This is a genomic window from Tenacibaculum sp. SG-28 (genome assembly GCF_002954385.1).
GTDB lineage: Bacteria > Bacteroidota > Bacteroidia > Flavobacteriales > Flavobacteriaceae > Polaribacter.
Window position 1 is genome coordinate 41384 of the sequence record NZ_MQVY01000003.1, and the last position, 14625, is coordinate 56008.

The 14625-nt window shown below is 35.7% G+C and carries 10 protein-coding genes and 3 pseudogenes; 8 read left to right on the forward strand and 5 right to left on the reverse strand.

From position 1 onward, the window contains the following. Window positions 1-78 precede the first annotated feature (78 nt). The 4 genes and pseudogenes from BSU00_RS08380 (at window position 79) to BSU00_RS08395 (ending at window position 6480) form a co-directional block, all read left to right on the forward strand. Window positions 79-794, forward strand: a pseudogene (locus BSU00_RS08380) (TIGR00730 family Rossman fold protein). A gap of 78 nt (window positions 795-872) precedes the next feature. Further along, window positions 873-2924: a M1 family aminopeptidase gene (locus BSU00_RS08385; RefSeq protein ID WP_146104829.1), complete on the forward strand. Its 2052-nt coding sequence runs from the start codon at window positions 873-875 to the stop codon at window positions 2922-2924. Window positions 2925-2983: 59 nt separating this feature from the next. Continuing rightward, window positions 2984-3670 (forward strand): hypothetical protein, encoded by a 687-nt coding sequence (locus BSU00_RS08390; protein ID WP_105003981.1) that lies wholly within the window; start codon window positions 2984-2986, stop codon window positions 3668-3670. 356 nt (window positions 3671-4026) lie between these two features. Continuing rightward, window positions 4027-6480: a thiamine pyrophosphate-dependent enzyme gene (locus BSU00_RS08395; RefSeq protein WP_105003982.1), complete on the forward strand. Its 2454-nt coding sequence runs from the start codon at window positions 4027-4029 to the stop codon at window positions 6478-6480. Window positions 6481-6547: 67 nt separating this feature from the next. Here the strand turns inward: BSU00_RS08395 and BSU00_RS12925 are convergent, their stop codons facing one another. Then, complete coding sequence (locus tag BSU00_RS12925) at window positions 6548-6709, reverse strand: hypothetical protein (protein WP_158254411.1); 162 nt, start codon at window positions 6707-6709, stop codon at window positions 6548-6550. Window positions 6710-6843: 134 nt separating this feature from the next. On the opposite strand from BSU00_RS12925, the gene BSU00_RS08400 reads away from it, so the two are divergent. The 3 genes and pseudogenes from BSU00_RS08400 to BSU00_RS13005 all read left to right on the forward strand — a co-directional run bounded on the left by BSU00_RS08400 (window position 6844) and on the right by BSU00_RS13005 (window position 9129). Next, complete coding sequence (locus BSU00_RS08400) at window positions 6844-7449, forward strand: NAD(P)H-dependent oxidoreductase (RefSeq protein WP_105003983.1); 606 nt, start codon at window positions 6844-6846, stop codon at window positions 7447-7449. 84 nt (window positions 7450-7533) lie between these two features. Further along, a pseudogene (locus BSU00_RS08405) lies at window positions 7534-8972 on the forward strand (sodium:solute symporter). Next, complete coding sequence (locus tag BSU00_RS13005; protein WP_199176777.1) at window positions 8965-9129, forward strand: hypothetical protein; 165 nt, start codon at window positions 8965-8967, stop codon at window positions 9127-9129. The pseudogene BSU00_RS08405 and the gene BSU00_RS13005 overlap by 8 nt, the downstream one beginning before the upstream one ends. A 304-nt stretch (window positions 9130-9433) precedes the next feature. Here the strand turns inward: BSU00_RS13005 and BSU00_RS08410 are convergent, their stop codons facing one another. The 3 genes from BSU00_RS08410 to BSU00_RS08420 form a co-directional block, all read right to left on the reverse strand. Then, the gene (locus tag BSU00_RS08410; RefSeq protein ID WP_105003984.1) at window positions 9434-9691 is read right to left on the reverse strand and encodes a hypothetical protein; all 258 of its coding nucleotides are present in this window, start codon (window positions 9689-9691) and stop codon (window positions 9434-9436) included. A gap of 3 nt (window positions 9692-9694) precedes the next feature. Next, complete coding sequence (locus BSU00_RS08415; RefSeq protein ID WP_105003985.1) at window positions 9695-10003, reverse strand: co-chaperone YbbN; 309 nt, start codon at window positions 10001-10003, stop codon at window positions 9695-9697. Between the two features lie 116 nt (window positions 10004-10119). Beyond that, window positions 10120-10761, reverse strand: a complete 642-nt coding sequence (locus BSU00_RS08420) for a peroxiredoxin (RefSeq protein ID WP_105003986.1) — start codon at window positions 10759-10761, stop codon at window positions 10120-10122. Window positions 10762-11061: 300 nt separating this feature from the next. Here BSU00_RS08420 and katG point away from each other — a divergent pair, with 300 nt between their 5' ends. Next, complete coding sequence (gene katG / locus BSU00_RS08425; RefSeq protein ID WP_105003987.1) at window positions 11062-13275, forward strand: catalase/peroxidase HPI; 2214 nt, start codon at window positions 11062-11064, stop codon at window positions 13273-13275. A 61-nt stretch (window positions 13276-13336) separates the two neighbouring features. Here katG and BSU00_RS08430 read toward each other — a convergent pair. Continuing rightward, window positions 13337-14498 (reverse strand): annotated as a pseudogene (locus tag BSU00_RS08430) (sigma-54-dependent transcriptional regulator). Window positions 14499-14625 lie beyond the last annotated feature (127 nt).

The following is a 14625-nucleotide window of genomic DNA, read 5'->3' on the forward strand; positions in this document are numbered from 1 at the left end:
GGCTACAACGCTTCAGGAAAACTTAAAAAGCAGTAAATTAGCAACACTTTTTTTAAGAAAAAGTAAAAACAAAAAAATATGAGTATGAGTCCTAATGACGATAGAAAAATCAGAGAAAAATTACAGCAAAAGACCTGGAACGAAATTAAAACCAATGATTCTTGGGCTATTTTCAAAATAATGGCAGAATTTGTAGACGGCTATGAGCGTCTCAGTAAGATAGGGCCTTGTGTATCTATTTTTGGATCTGCACGAACCAAACCAGACCACCCCTATTACAAATTAGCCGAGGAAGTTGCATTTAAACTAACGCAAAATGGATTTGGTGTTATTACTGGTGGGGGGCCAGGTATAATGGAAGCCGGAAATAAAGGAGCCAATAGAGGAAAAGGAATTTCTGTAGGATTAAACATTGAGCTTCCTTTTGAACAACACGATAATCCTTGGATTGACCCTGGAAAGAGTCTAGATTTTGACTACTTTTTTGTACGAAAAGTAATGTTTGTAAAATATTCACAAGGTTTTGTGGTTATGCCTGGTGGATTTGGAACTTTAGATGAACTTTTTGAAGCAATCACGTTAATTCAAACCAAAAAATTGGTCGCTTCCCAATTGTCCTAGTCGGTACCAAATTTTGGAGTGGACTAATCGATTGGATAAAAAACACACTTCTAGAAGAGGGAAATATCAGTCCAGAAGACTTAAATTTATTCCGAATCGTAGACACTGCCGATGAGGCGGTTGAGCACTTCAATAAATTCTATGCGAAATACCAATTAAAACCTAACTTTTAGAAAAATAAACTTATATTTAAAACTCGATACTTTTGGTATCGAGTTTTTCTTTTAGATACTATGTTGAGAAGATTGTTTTTGATTTTAATACTTATTTCGAGCTTGCGGTCGCAGGCTCAAAACAACAGTATCCAAGCAACAATTGAACTCAAAGATAGTATTGAAACCTTGTATATTCATCAAAAAATAGTATACCATAACAAAACTGGAACTACCCTAAAAAATATCTATCTTCACGATTGGGCAAACAGTTTTAAAAATAACGAAACACCACTTGCCAAAAGATTTTTAGACGACTACCAAAAAAGATTTTACTTTTCTAATGAGGAAGATCGCGGATTCACAAGAATCACGAAACTTCTTCTCAACAACAAAAAAGGAAACTTCTACAGTAGTAAAGAACAACCTGATATTATCAATATTGATCTAAACGAAAACCTTCCGCCAAAAGACAGCGTTACAATATCGATGGCGTATCGCGTAAAAATTCCAAATTCAGCGTTCACTGGATATGGCAAAACTGCAAAAGGGTACCACTTGCGATTCTGGCAAATTATTCCAGCAGTATACCAAAACGGCTGGCAACTCATGAGTAACCTTAACATGGACGATCTATACCAAGATATTGCCAACTACAGGTTAGAAGTTAAAATACCGATAGAATACCGCTTGGAAAGTAACTTATACCAATACAGAACGCCGTATAAAACCTATTCCCAATACTACTTAATCGGCAATAATAAAAAAGACATCATTTTAAGCATCAACAAAGAAGATCCATATATTTCCATAAAACTAAAAACAAAAGAAATTAAAACAGATGCCTATGATGAAGACATCTCTAAAGAACAAACCAATGCGATAATCAGAAAACAAATAAACTTTATCGAAAGCTACATCGGAAAAGTGCCTTTTACAGAATTATTTATCGACAAAACAACGATAAATAAAAACACACTTCATGAAATATATGGTTTGCCGGATTGGTTAAAGCCTTTTCCGGAAAATTTTAAATGGGAAATTAACTTTTTCCATTCTCTGTGTTCTAAATATATCAACAATTTAATTTTACACAACAAACGAGTTGGATACTGGTTTTCCGAAGGCCTGCAAACGTATTTAATGATGGAGTACTTAGAGAAATATTACCCGGAAACTACTTTATTAGGAAAATACTCAGCCTACTGGCCCTTAAAGAATTACAATATAAGTAAACTAAAGCAGGCCGATAAATATACATTCGTTTATCAATTTAGTGCGCGTCGTTTTTTGGATCAAGCGTTAAACACCTCCTCAGATTCCTTATCTAATTTTAACAGAAAGGTGGTAAGCAGGTACAAGGCTGGTCTTGGCCTTAAATACTTACATGACTACATCGGAAAGGATACACTACAACGGTCTCTTAAACAATACTTGCGCTCGAGCAACTTAAGACCTAGTTCGCCAGATCAATTTTTGAAAATCTTGGAAAATAACACCACAAAGGACATAGGATGGTTTAAGGATAATTATTTAAAAACAAGTAAAAAAATAGATTACACCATAACAAACGTAAAAAAAACCGAACGGGAAGATTCCTTAAAAGTTACGATAAAGAACAAACGTACATTCGCTGCTCCTGTTGCTATTTATGGGATTGATGACAAAAAAATAAAATACAAAAAGTGGATTCCACCGGTAGACAGCACCGCTACTATTACTATTAAAAATGATGCTTTTAGCAAAATTGCACTAAACTATGAGAATATTTATCCGGAGTACAATTCTTTAGATAACTTTAGGACAGTTACTAACAACATTATTAATAAGCCGCTTCAGTTTAAGTTATTTAAAGACATTGAAGACCCATACTACCACCAACTATTTTATTTACCAACCGTTAAATACAATCTATACGACGGACTTATAGTAGGTCTTCGAATTAATAATAGACCATTAATAACGCATAATTTTAAATTTACCATTGAGCCAAATTACGGTATAAAAAGTCAAGAAATGAATGGCTTTTTTCTATGTCGTACGATCATTATTTTCAAAAGACAAACATATACAGAATTCAATATGGCTTGCAAGGCAGTACTTATAATTATGCACCCGACCTCCGGTACAACGCAATTGTTCCGTATGTAACGCTAAATTTCAGGCGCAGAAATCTTCGAGATGTTGGTTCCAAGAGTTTTTCCACGCGTTTGTTCAATATAAACAAAGACGTCCAACCAAATACAATATCAAAAGATGAGGACAACTATAGAGTTCTAAATTTTAGGTATATTTTTAACAAACCAAACGTTATAAAAAGACTGCAATACGCCGTAAATTTAGAGTTTGGCAGTAGTTTTACAAAACTGTCTACGGATATTCGATACCGAAAGTTTTTTGCCCTTGAAAAAAGTTTTGACCTCCGATTTTTTGGTGGTGTTTTTCTAAACAACAACGCAGATACTAACTATTTTGATTTTGGCTTGAACCAAAGTTCCGACTATTTATTCGAACAAAACCTATTTGGTCGTTCGGAAAACTCGGGAGTTTTTAGCCAACAATTTATCACTTCTGACGGTGGATTTAAATCTAATTTCAAACAACCATATACCGCAAATCAATATATCTTTGCTGGGAATACAAGTATAAGTATTTGGAAATGGTTCGAGGTTTACAATGATGCTGCAGTACTAAAAAACAGGGACCAAAAACGAAAATTTTTCTATGAAAATGGAATTCGTTTCAATTTTATACCGAATATTTTTGAATTGTATTTCCCCGTATATACTAACGAAGGTTGGGAGATTAACAAGGAAGCATATCCGTCTAAAATTCGCTTTGTCTTCACCACAAATATCGATCAAATCTACAACTTTATTCGTCGAGGAATTTTATAAAAGTACAGTGTAAGAAAACACTGTAAACCGTAAAATTTAGTTTACCACCAGAAGTAATTACCGATTAATTGTCATACCGATGCTATGGTCACCCTCATAGAAACTACTTTTAGAAGATTAGGAAAAAACCTGCCGCTTTTAAAGACAAAGGATATGGAAAAATCCAAGCACCTATGACCTCCAAAATTTTCGTAAAACCATAGATCCAAGAGGATAAAGACACAGGATTAAATATTACGAAATACGCAATAAAGCATCAAATTTTAACAAATTATTGAGAATAATTCAACAAAAAGAATGATTTTTAAAATTCAATTAAAAAAACTATCTTTGCACCACAACTAAATTTTACAAACATGACAGAAAATTCTGAGGCTATACATACGCATAAAATATCTTTCAACGATTTTAGAAACGAAGTTCTACAAGATTATAGAATTGCTCGTATCAGCAGAGAATGTAGTCTTTTAGGACGGAGAGAGGTTTTAACTGGTAAAGCTAAGTTTGGAATTTTTGGTGATGGAAAAGAAGTGCCACAGCTAGCAATGGCAAAAGCCTTCCAAAATGGAGACTTCAGATCCGGTTATTACCGCGATCAGACCTTTATGATGGCAATTGGAGAGCTTTCAGCACAACAATTTTTTGCAGGATTGTATGCACACCCTGACATTACCGTAGATCCTATGTCTGCGGGAAGACAGATGGGAGGTCACTTTGCTACACATTCCTTAGACGAAAATGGCGATTGGAAAAATTTAACTACACAAAAAAACTCATCTTCAGACATTTCTCCTACAGCAGGACAAATGCCGAGATTACTAGGTTTAGCACAAGCATCGAAAATATACAGAAATGTTTCAGAATTAAACCAGCACACTAACTTTTCGAATAAAGGAAACGAGGTTGCTTGGGGAACTATTGGAAACGCAAGTACAAGTGAAGGGTTATTTTTTGAAACCATTAACGCAGCTGGTGTATTACAGGTTCCAATGGTAATGAGTGTTTGGGACGATGAATATGGAATTTCAGTGCACGCAAAACACCAAACCACGAAAGAGAGCATTTCTGAAATTTTAAAGGGGTTCCAAAGAGACGAGAAGAACGAAGGATATGAAATTTTCGTTATTAATGGTTGGGATTACGTACAATTAATAGACACCTATGCAAAAGCTGCTAAAATTGCAAGAGAAAAACACGTTCCTGTTTTAATTCACGTTAAAGAATTAACACAACCACAAGGGCACTCTACCTCTGGTTCACACGAGCGTTATAAATCGAAAGAACGTCTGCAATGGGAAAGAGATTTTGATTGTATCGCCCAGATGCGAAAGTGGATATTAGGTTTTGAATTGCAGGATGAAGATGGAGAAATTTTAAAGTTTGTAGATTCGGAGGAAGCGTTATTGCAAATCGAAAAAGAGGTTAAAAAAGAGGTTAGTAAAGCAAAAAGAGATGCTTGGGCTGCCGTTACCGGAGAGATTAAAACCGTTGCGAAAGCCGGAATTCAATTGTTAGAAACCTGCGCAAAAACTAGTAATAATGGATCTTTTATTACCAAACTAAAAAACGATTTAGAAAACATAAAAGAACCGATTCGCAAAGATATTCTCGTTGCTGTTAGAAAAGCATTACGTTATGTAAAAGATGAAGATTCTGCAGCAAAAATTGCACTTCAAGATTTTATTAAAGATAATCTAAAAGATGCCTATTCAAAATACTCATCTCATTTGTTGAGTGAAACAGCTCATACACCTTCTAACGTAACGGAAAGTGTTCCTGAATTTGAAGGGGAGTCCAAAATAGTAGATGCCAGAATAATTATGCGGGATAATTTTGATGCTATTTTGAAGAAACATCCAGAAGTATTGATATTCGGGGAAGATGCCGGTTACATCGGAGATGTAAATCAAGGATTGGAGGGATTACAAGAAAAATATGGAGAATTGCGTGTTTCTGATACCGGAATTAGAGAAGCTACCATAATAGGCCAAGGTATTGGGATGGCAATGCGAGGCTTAAGACCAATTGCTGAGATTCAATATTTAGACTACTTATTATACGCACTGCAAATAATGAGTGATGATTTAGCTACCCTAAGATATCGAACATTTGGCAAACAAAAAGCACCTTTAATCATAAGAACAAGAGGGCACCGTTTGGAAGGGATTTGGCATGCCGGTTCTCCGATGGGCGGTATCATTAATAACCTTAGAGGTATTCATGTATTAGTTCCAAGAAACATGACCAAGGCGGCAGGATTTTATAATACTTTACTAGAAGGAGATGATCCTGCATTGGTGGTAGAATGTTTAAATGGATATCGTTTAAAAGAAGCACTTCCTACCAATCTCGGTGAATTTAAAACACCTATAGGGGTTGTTGAAACTATACAAGAAGGATCGGATATCACTATCGTTTCTTATGGGTCTACCCTGAGAATTGTTAGCGAGGCAGTTAAAGATTTAGCACAGGTTGGAATTTATGCCGAAGTAATAGATGTACAAAGTTTACTTCCTTTTGACACTAACCACGATACCGTTGCATCCTTAATGAAAACGAATAGGCTACTTGTGGTAGACGAAGATGTTCCAGGAGGAGCTTCAGCCTACCTTTTACAAGAAATACTAGAAACTCAAAACGGATACCAATTCCTAGACAGTAAACCAGCAACGCTTACTTCCAAAGCACATCGCCCCGCATACGGAACCGATGGAGATTATTTTTCAAAGCCATCTGCTGAGGATATTTTTGAAAAGGTATACGATATTATGCACGAAGCAGATCCGATACGATTTAAAAGTCTATACTAAAAGACAAAGGTCCTCAACGCAACGAGGACCTTTTGCTTTTCTAAAAAAAATATACTCTCCAATACCTTTAAAACCAATTACTTCCGAATGTGACGTGTGGGATATACATTCGCTCTACAACAGTACTTTGTAGGACGATTAAAGCATTTCTATATTCTTTTTTAGTGTTTGCAATTTCGTAAATTCCAGCTGTTTCCAATAGCAGCCAAAAAGGTACAGTTATTGGCAAGACTGCGGCTCTTCATAAAAATTTATAGCACTATTAAATATACTAATAGTGAAATGAATGTATTTCTGCATTATCACAGTATTTTTGTGTAGATAAATAAAACACCACATGAATAATAGTATTGAAAGTTTAAAATGCGATACGCCGTTAAAAAATTTGATTCGAATAAACTACTGTCTGAAGACCAAATAGAAACCTTAAAAGAAGCCTTTAATCTTACCGCTACTTCCTATGGACTTCAGACCATTAAACTAATAATAACTAAAAATAAAGCCCTACAAGAAGAATTGGTTTCGCACTCGTGGAACCAGCAACAAGTTGGGCAAGCATCGCATTTATTTGTTATTGCTATTCCCAAAAAAATAACCTCGGAAGATGTTGAAAATTACTTTCATCTGGTAAAGAAGATACGACAAACCCCAGACGAAATAATTAATCCATTTAAAGAAATGCTAACGGATTCTATTGCACAGAAAACAGAAGACGAATTACACCAATGGATGAAGAATCAGGCCTATATAGCACTCGGTAATTTGATGACAGTAGCTGCAAATGAAAAAATAGATACCTGTCCGATGGAAGGTTTTATCCCTGAAAAATACGACGAAATTCTTGGGCTTGAAAAACATAACTTAACTTCAGTTTTAGTCTTACCTGTAGGTTATAGAGCAGAGGATGACTTTATGAAAGACCTAAAAAAGGTGAGAAAGCAAACCCAAGATATGGTAATTGAGCTATAACTTAATTTAAATTACGAGTTAGGAATGCTTTTGAATCTAAGCACTTTATTAGTACATTCGTATTCCTAATTCGCAATTTAATATATGCAACCAGTACACATTATTTTACTCATCTTAGGATATTTCAGTGTTTTAATTTTAATATCGTACACAACGAGTAAATCTGCCAATAACAACACTTTTTTTAAAGCTAATAATAGTTCTCCGTGGTATTTGGTGGCATTTGGCATGATTGGAGCTTCTCTATCTGGGGTCACCTTTATTTCTGTTCCTGGATGGGTGGAAGGCCAACAGATGAGCTATATGCAAATGGTATTAGGTTATGTTCTTGGATATGCGGTAATCGGATTAGTATTGCTTCCACTCTACTACAAACTAAACCTCACATCCATATACACCTATTTAGATACTAGATTTGGCCGATTTTCCTACAAGACTGGGGCTTCTTTCTTTTTGCTATCAAGAACTATAGGTGCCTCCTTTCGTTTATTTCTCGTCGCTAATGTTTTACAACTGATTCTATTCGATGCCTACGGTATTCCATTTTGGATTACGGTAACCATAACTATTTTATTAATTTGGTTATACACCTTCAAAGGAGGCATAAAAACAATCGTATGGACAGACACCCTACAAACACTGTTTATGCTGCTAGCAGTTGGCGTGTGTATTGTGATGATAAAAGATGCTTTACAAATAGAAAATCTATTTTCCTACATTAGCGAAAATAAACTCTCAAAAATATTTTTTTGGGATGACTTTAAAGCCGGAAATTACTTTTGGAACCGATTTTTATCGGGTGCTTTTATTGCCATCGTGATGACGGGTCTAGACCAAGATATGATGCAGAAAAACTTGACGTGTAGAAACCTAAAAGACGCACAAAAAACATGTTTTGGTTTACTGTTGTTTTAGTGGTTGTTAACTTTTTCTTTTTAGCATTAGGAATTTTACTCACCGATTATGCAGGTGCAATTGGAATAGAGGCACATAAAGATGAATTATTTCCAAAAATTGCAATGCAAGGAAATTTAGGAATTGCAACCTCGCTCTTCTTTTTACTTGGCCTCATTGCTGCGGCCTATTCTAGTGCGGATAGCGCCTTGACTTCCCTGACGACCTCTTTTAGTATTGACATTCTAGAAATCGACAAAAAAAATGCAAAATCCCAAGAGAAGATTAGAAAAAAAATTCACATAATTTTTTCACTAGTGTTAATCGCTACGATACTAATTTTTAAATATTTTATTCAAGATGCTAGTGTCATTGCCAAGATATTTCAATTTGCAGGATATACCTATGGCCCTTTATTAGGTTTATATGCTTTCGGTTTATTTACCAAATGGAAAGTAAGAGACCGTTTAGTTCCATACGTATGTATTATAGCTCCTTTTTTGTCATTTGGTATCAATTGGTACACGAGTACTTACTACAATTTCAACTTTGAATTCTTTATTCTTATCCTTAATGGAGGCATAACCTTCTTGGGATTATTACTGCTTAAAAAAAGAAATCATGGCTAAAAAAGGAAAAGAAAAGAATACCCTAAATAAGTCGAAAAACAGCAAGCTAATGAAACAGAAAGCTGCTAAAATTCGAACGGAAAAACTACGGAACAAAGAACGTTTGGAAGCGATTATAAAAAAAGCAAATGATACCAAAAACAAAGTAAAGGAATAAACTTGTTTCAACTATTATTTTCCTTCGGAAATCTAAGTGATTAAAGTAGTTTTTGATGTATTTGTAACGAAACTATTTCCAAAAAAAATAAGAAAGTGAAACGACAAAGGAGTATGCGATTATTCCCTAGTTACTTCAAAACGAAAACCACATTAATTATCGAATTGTCATTTATTGGTTTGCCAACTATAGTACATTATGGAAGCCCAGATGCATAACTATTCATAGACTGTATATTGAATATCTAGATTTTACTTTGGCAATAGGTAGTACCTAAATAAAAAAACCGAAAAAATTTCGGTTTTTAAGAATCTATTGCCCCTAGAACTCGCTTCATAAAGCCGTTTAAAGCCTCTTTAGGAGGAGTTCCTTCTTTAATCATTTTTTGTACTTCGATTGCTCCGTACATATTAGAAATCAGCTCACCAATAACATCTAACTCCTCATCTTTAAGCGATGGAACTTCTGTTAGTGCCTCTAGGGTCTCTATGGTTTCTAAAATATAATCCTGATCATTTTCCTCTATAAAAGAGGTTAAATGTTTTATTACCGGTAATTTCATAAATTAAACTACTTCGTTAACCAACTCCTTTAGAACCTCAAACTTATTCGTTTGGGTCTGATTCACAAATTTACCGTCTACGAATGTGGCAAACGTAGGTAAATTATTTACGGAAGCCAGCTTTCTACTTTCTGGATATTTTTCGGCATCAACCATCAAGAAAGAAACGTCTTCGTTTTCAGAAGCTAATTTTTTAAATTTAGGCTTCATAATTCTACAGTTTCCACACCAGGTAGCGGAATACTGAACTACAACTTTTTTATTTTCCGCAACAATTTCAGATAAATTGTCTTGATTTAATTCTTTTACCATCACTATTAATTGTTAAAATTCACAAAAATAACTATCGGAACGATAGTGAAATTCTAGGTAGTATTTTTAAACATGTTCATGCTTTACTTGTGGTGTAAAGCATGAACAAATAAATATTAGTTTACTGCTAAATACTCAGCAGTTGCTTTTGCATTTGGTTGCATCGCTTCTTTTCCTTCTTCCCAGTTTGCAGGACAAACCTCACCATTAGTTTGCACATGAGTATACGCGTCGATTAAACGTAAATACTCGTTTACATTTCTACCTACCGGCATGTGGTTAATTCCTTCGTGGAACACAGTACCTTCCTCATCAATGATAAAGGTTGCTCTATAGGTAACGTTATCTCCTTCTACTTGTACAGTACCAGTTGCTTCGTCGTAGGTCTCGTTTGCAATATCTAATATACCTAAAATAGAAGATAGGTTTCGGTTACTATCCGCTAATAAAGGATATGTAACTCCTTCAATACCTCCGTTATCTTTAGACTGGCTTAACCATGCAAAGTGCACCTCTGGAGTATCACATGATGCTCCAATAACAACCGTATTTCTTTTCTCAAATTCTGGTAAAGCTTCTTGGAAAGCGTGTAATTCTGTAGGACATACAAAAGTAAAATCTTTTGGATACCAAAATAAAATCACTTTTTTATTATTTTTTACAGCTTCTTCTAACACATTTACTTTAAACGTATCTCCCATTTCATTCATAGCATCAACGTTTAAGTTTGGAAATTTTTTACCTACTAATGTAGCCATCTTTTTTATTTTTTTTAAATTAATAATTTATTAGTGTTCTTTAAAAACAGATACAAAAATATTTTCTTTCTTAGATATAGCGCATCAATTTTAAATTTATTTACTTATAGTTTAATAGAAATTTTCAATACTAAAAAAACAACAACATAACGAATTCTAATAGCGCTAAAAAATCACGTTTTTAATCCCATTTACACGCTACAACATAATCAAATATTATAGCCACATAGAAACTATAGATAAAAAATATTCATTGCTTTTTTGTAAATTAGAAGACAAAAGTTTCAAAAACAGCAAAATATGAAAGATGTTAATACCGCAAATGTTACAAAAAATGGGAAGTGCCCATTTTCAAACGGACAACTTTATCATGGTGCTGGAGAAGGAATCTCTAACAGAGAATGGTGGCCAAATCAATTAAAATTGAATATTCTTAGGCAGCATTCATCCTTGTCTAACCCCATGAAGGAAAACTTTAATTACGCAGCGGAGTTTCTTAAACTTGATTTAAAGGAATTAGCCAAAGACATTGATGCGATGATGACCGATTCTCAAGATTGGTGGCCTGCAGATTACGGCCATTACGGTCCGTTTTTTATCCGTATGGCATGGCATAGTGCAGGAACCTATCGCATTCATGATGGAAGAGGTGGTGGTGGCGCAGGAAGCCAAAGATTTGCGCCATTAAATAGTTGGCCAGACAATGGTAACTTAGACAAAGCACGTAGGCTTTTATGGCCTATCAAACAGAAATATGGCCAAAAATTGTCTTGGGCCGACCTCATGATATACGCAGGAAATAGAGCCTTAGAAACGATGGGATTTAAAACATTTGGCTTTGGTGGTGGTAGAGCAGATACCTGGGAACCAGAAGATGATATTTACTGGGGACCAGAAACAACTTGGTTGGGCGATAACCGATATACCGGAGAAAGAAGTTTAGAAAATCCATTGGGTGCTGTACAAATGGGATTAATTTATGTAAATCCAGAAGGTCCTAACGGTACTCCCGACCCTCTCGCTTCTGGGAAAGATATTCGTGAAACTTTCGGACGTATGGCTATGAATGATGAAGAAACTGTTGCGCTAGTGGCAGGAGGTCATACTTTCGGAAAAGCACATGGAGCCGCAGATCCGGATAAATACGTCGGACGCGAACCAGAAGGAGCCAATATTGAAGACCAAGGATTAGGGTGGATGAATTCCTTTGGAAGTGGTAAAGGAAACGACACCATTACCAGTGGAATTGAAGGAGCTTGGACTCCTTCTCCGACCGAGTGGAACAACGAATATTTTGACGTTTTATTTGGTTATGAATGGGAACTTACAAAGAGCCCAGCTGGCGCGTATCAATGGAAACCGACTGCTGCGTCAAATGCCCAAAAAGCACCACAAGCACACGATGCATCCAAAACACAAGAGCTCATGATGACAACGGCAGATATGGCCTTAAAACTAGACCCTATTTATGCGCCAATATCGAAAAGGTTTCATGAAAACCCTGAGGTTTTTGCGGATGCCTTTGCACGTGCTTGGTTTAAATTGACCCATCGAGACATGGGCCCAAAAAAATTATATCTGGGTAATGAAGTACCTGAGGAGGAATTAATATGGCAGGATCCAATTCCGGCAATAAACTATACATTAGTTGAAGACCAAGATATTGTACTGCTCAAAAATAAAATTTTAGATAGTAATCTAAGTATTTCTGATTTGGTAAGCACTGCTTGGGCAAGTGCCTCTACATTCAGAAACTCCGATAAAAGAGGTGGTGCCAATGGTGGGCGAATTCAATTATCTCCACAAAAATTTTGGGATGTAAACAATCCTACTCAGCTGTCCCATGTTTTGGGAGTTCTCTCGACTGTAAAAGAAGAATTCAACGCATCGCAAAGCGGTACTAAAAAAATATCATTAGCGGATCTAATCGTTCTCGGGGGTGCTGCGGCAATAGAAAAAGCTGCAGCTGCTGCAGGTACAGAAATATCGGTTCCTTTTACTCCAGGTAGAAATGACACAAGCCAAGAAAAAACAGATATTACCTCTTTTGCCGTGCTAGAACCAGTAGCAGATGGCTTTAGAAACTACAAGAAATCTTTTTATAAAGCAAAAGCGGAAGAATTATTGTTGGATAAATCGCAACTACTTACCCTAACAGCACCGGAAATGACGGTCTTGATAGGCGGTATGCGAGTATTAGGTACCAATTATGACAACTCTTCGCTTGGTGTATTTACAGAAAATCCAGGGCATTTAACCAATGATTTTTTCACCAACCTATTGCACCCAAACATTTCCTGGACTCCAACAGACGATTCCAAAGAGATTTTTGAAGGTAGTGATTCCTCAAACGGGAAAGTAAAATGGAAAGGTTCTAGGGTAGATTTAATCTTTGGATCGAATTCAGAATTGCGAGCGTTAGCGGAGGTATACGCTAGTAATGATGGGGCTCTCAAATTCTTAAACGACTTCGTTAAAGCATGGGTAAAAGTGATGAATCTAGATCGCTTTTAATGAAAAAGTTGTCGCTGAAAAAAACACGAAAATTACACGTATAATTTTCGTGTTTTTTGTTTTACTTATTAGCAAAAAGTTTAATGTCATTTTCGGAAACAATACGTTCTCCCAAAATAATCAAACGTTCTACAACATTACGTAACTCTCGAATATTTCCTGTCCAATCGTATTGTTGCAATAATTTTATGGCATCCTCTGAAAATTCTTTGACGGGGTTTCCTTGTTCATTTGCAATTTTATCGGCAAAGAATTGCACTAACAATGGTATATCTTCTCTCCTATCATTTAAGGCAGGAACTTGAATTAATATTACCGCTAGACGGTGGTATAAATCTTCTCGAAACCTACCCTCTTCAATCTCTTTTTTAAGGCTTTTATTGGTAGCGGCCACTACGCGAACATTTACCTTAATATCCTTGTCAGAACCAACTCTAGAAATTTTATTCTCTTGTAATGCTCGCAGTACTTTTGCTTGCGCAGACAAACTCATGTCTCCTATTTCATCTAAAAAATAGTGCCGCCATTTGCTGCTTCAAATTTTCCTGCTCTATCTTTATTAGCACCGGTAAAACTCCCTTTTACATGACCAAATAATTCACTCTCTATCAATTCTGCTGGAATAGCGGCACAATTAACCTCTATCATTGGTGCTTTTGCTCTACTAGATTTTTCGTGTAGCCAGTGGGCTACCAACTCCTTACCCGTACCATTAGGTCCGGTTATTAAAACTCTTGCATCGGTGTCCGCAACCTTTTCAATAATATTTTTAATATGCTGAATCGGTGCACTCTCTCCTATCATTTGGTTGTTTTTCGAAACCTTCTTTTTCAATCGTTTGTTTTCAACAACAAGCTCTTTTCTATCCAAAGCGTTACGAACGGTGTTTAATAAGCGATTCAAATCAGGTGGTTTTGAAATATAATCAAAGGCACCTAAACGCATAGTATTTACTGCAGTATCAAGGTCTCCATGGCCAGAAATCATTACCATGGGAATCTCTGGCTTTAATTTTTTAACTTTTTCCAAAACCTCAACACCGTCTAGTTAGGCATTTTAATGTCGCACAAAACCAAATCGTAATCGTTGTTTTTAATCATTTCGAGACCAACTAAACCGTCTTCCGCTTCCTCTACCTCATAAGAAGTACTCTCTTCGGAAATAATTTTTTTCAAAACTCTTCGAATCGCTGCCTCGTCTTCAATTAATAAAATTTTACTCATGTATCACTTATTTTATCTTTTTACATAGAACATCTATTCGTTTAAACTTATCATACTTCGTGCCATACTATTGGATATTCCCATATAGCAAAAACTCACGTTGTTATTCCGACCAAATTACTAAATA

What these genes read in the sequence shown, in the direction of transcription:
- BSU00_RS08395 (WP_105003982.1), top strand. Translation starts at nt 4,027, where the DNA reads ATGACAGAAAATTCTGAGGCTATACATACGCATAAAATATCTTTCAAC.
- BSU00_RS08400 (WP_105003983.1), top strand. Translation starts at nt 6,844, where the DNA reads ATGCGATACGCCGTTAAAAAATTTGATTCGAATAAACTACTGTCTGAA.
- BSU00_RS13005 (WP_199176777.1), top strand. Translation starts at nt 8,965, where the DNA reads ATGGCTAAAAAAGGAAAAGAAAAGAATACCCTAAATAAGTCGAAAAAC.
- BSU00_RS08410 (WP_105003984.1), bottom strand. Translation starts at nt 9,691, where the DNA reads ATGAAATTACCGGTAATAAAACATTTAACCTCTTTTATAGAGGAAAAT.
- BSU00_RS08415 (WP_105003985.1), bottom strand. Translation starts at nt 10,003, where the DNA reads ATGGTAAAAGAATTAAATCAAGACAATTTATCTGAAATTGTTGCGGAA.
- BSU00_RS08420 (WP_105003986.1), bottom strand. Translation starts at nt 10,761, where the DNA reads ATGGCTACATTAGTAGGTAAAAAATTTCCAAACTTAAACGTTGATGCT.
- katG (WP_105003987.1), top strand. Translation starts at nt 11,062, where the DNA reads ATGAAAGATGTTAATACCGCAAATGTTACAAAAAATGGGAAGTGCCCA.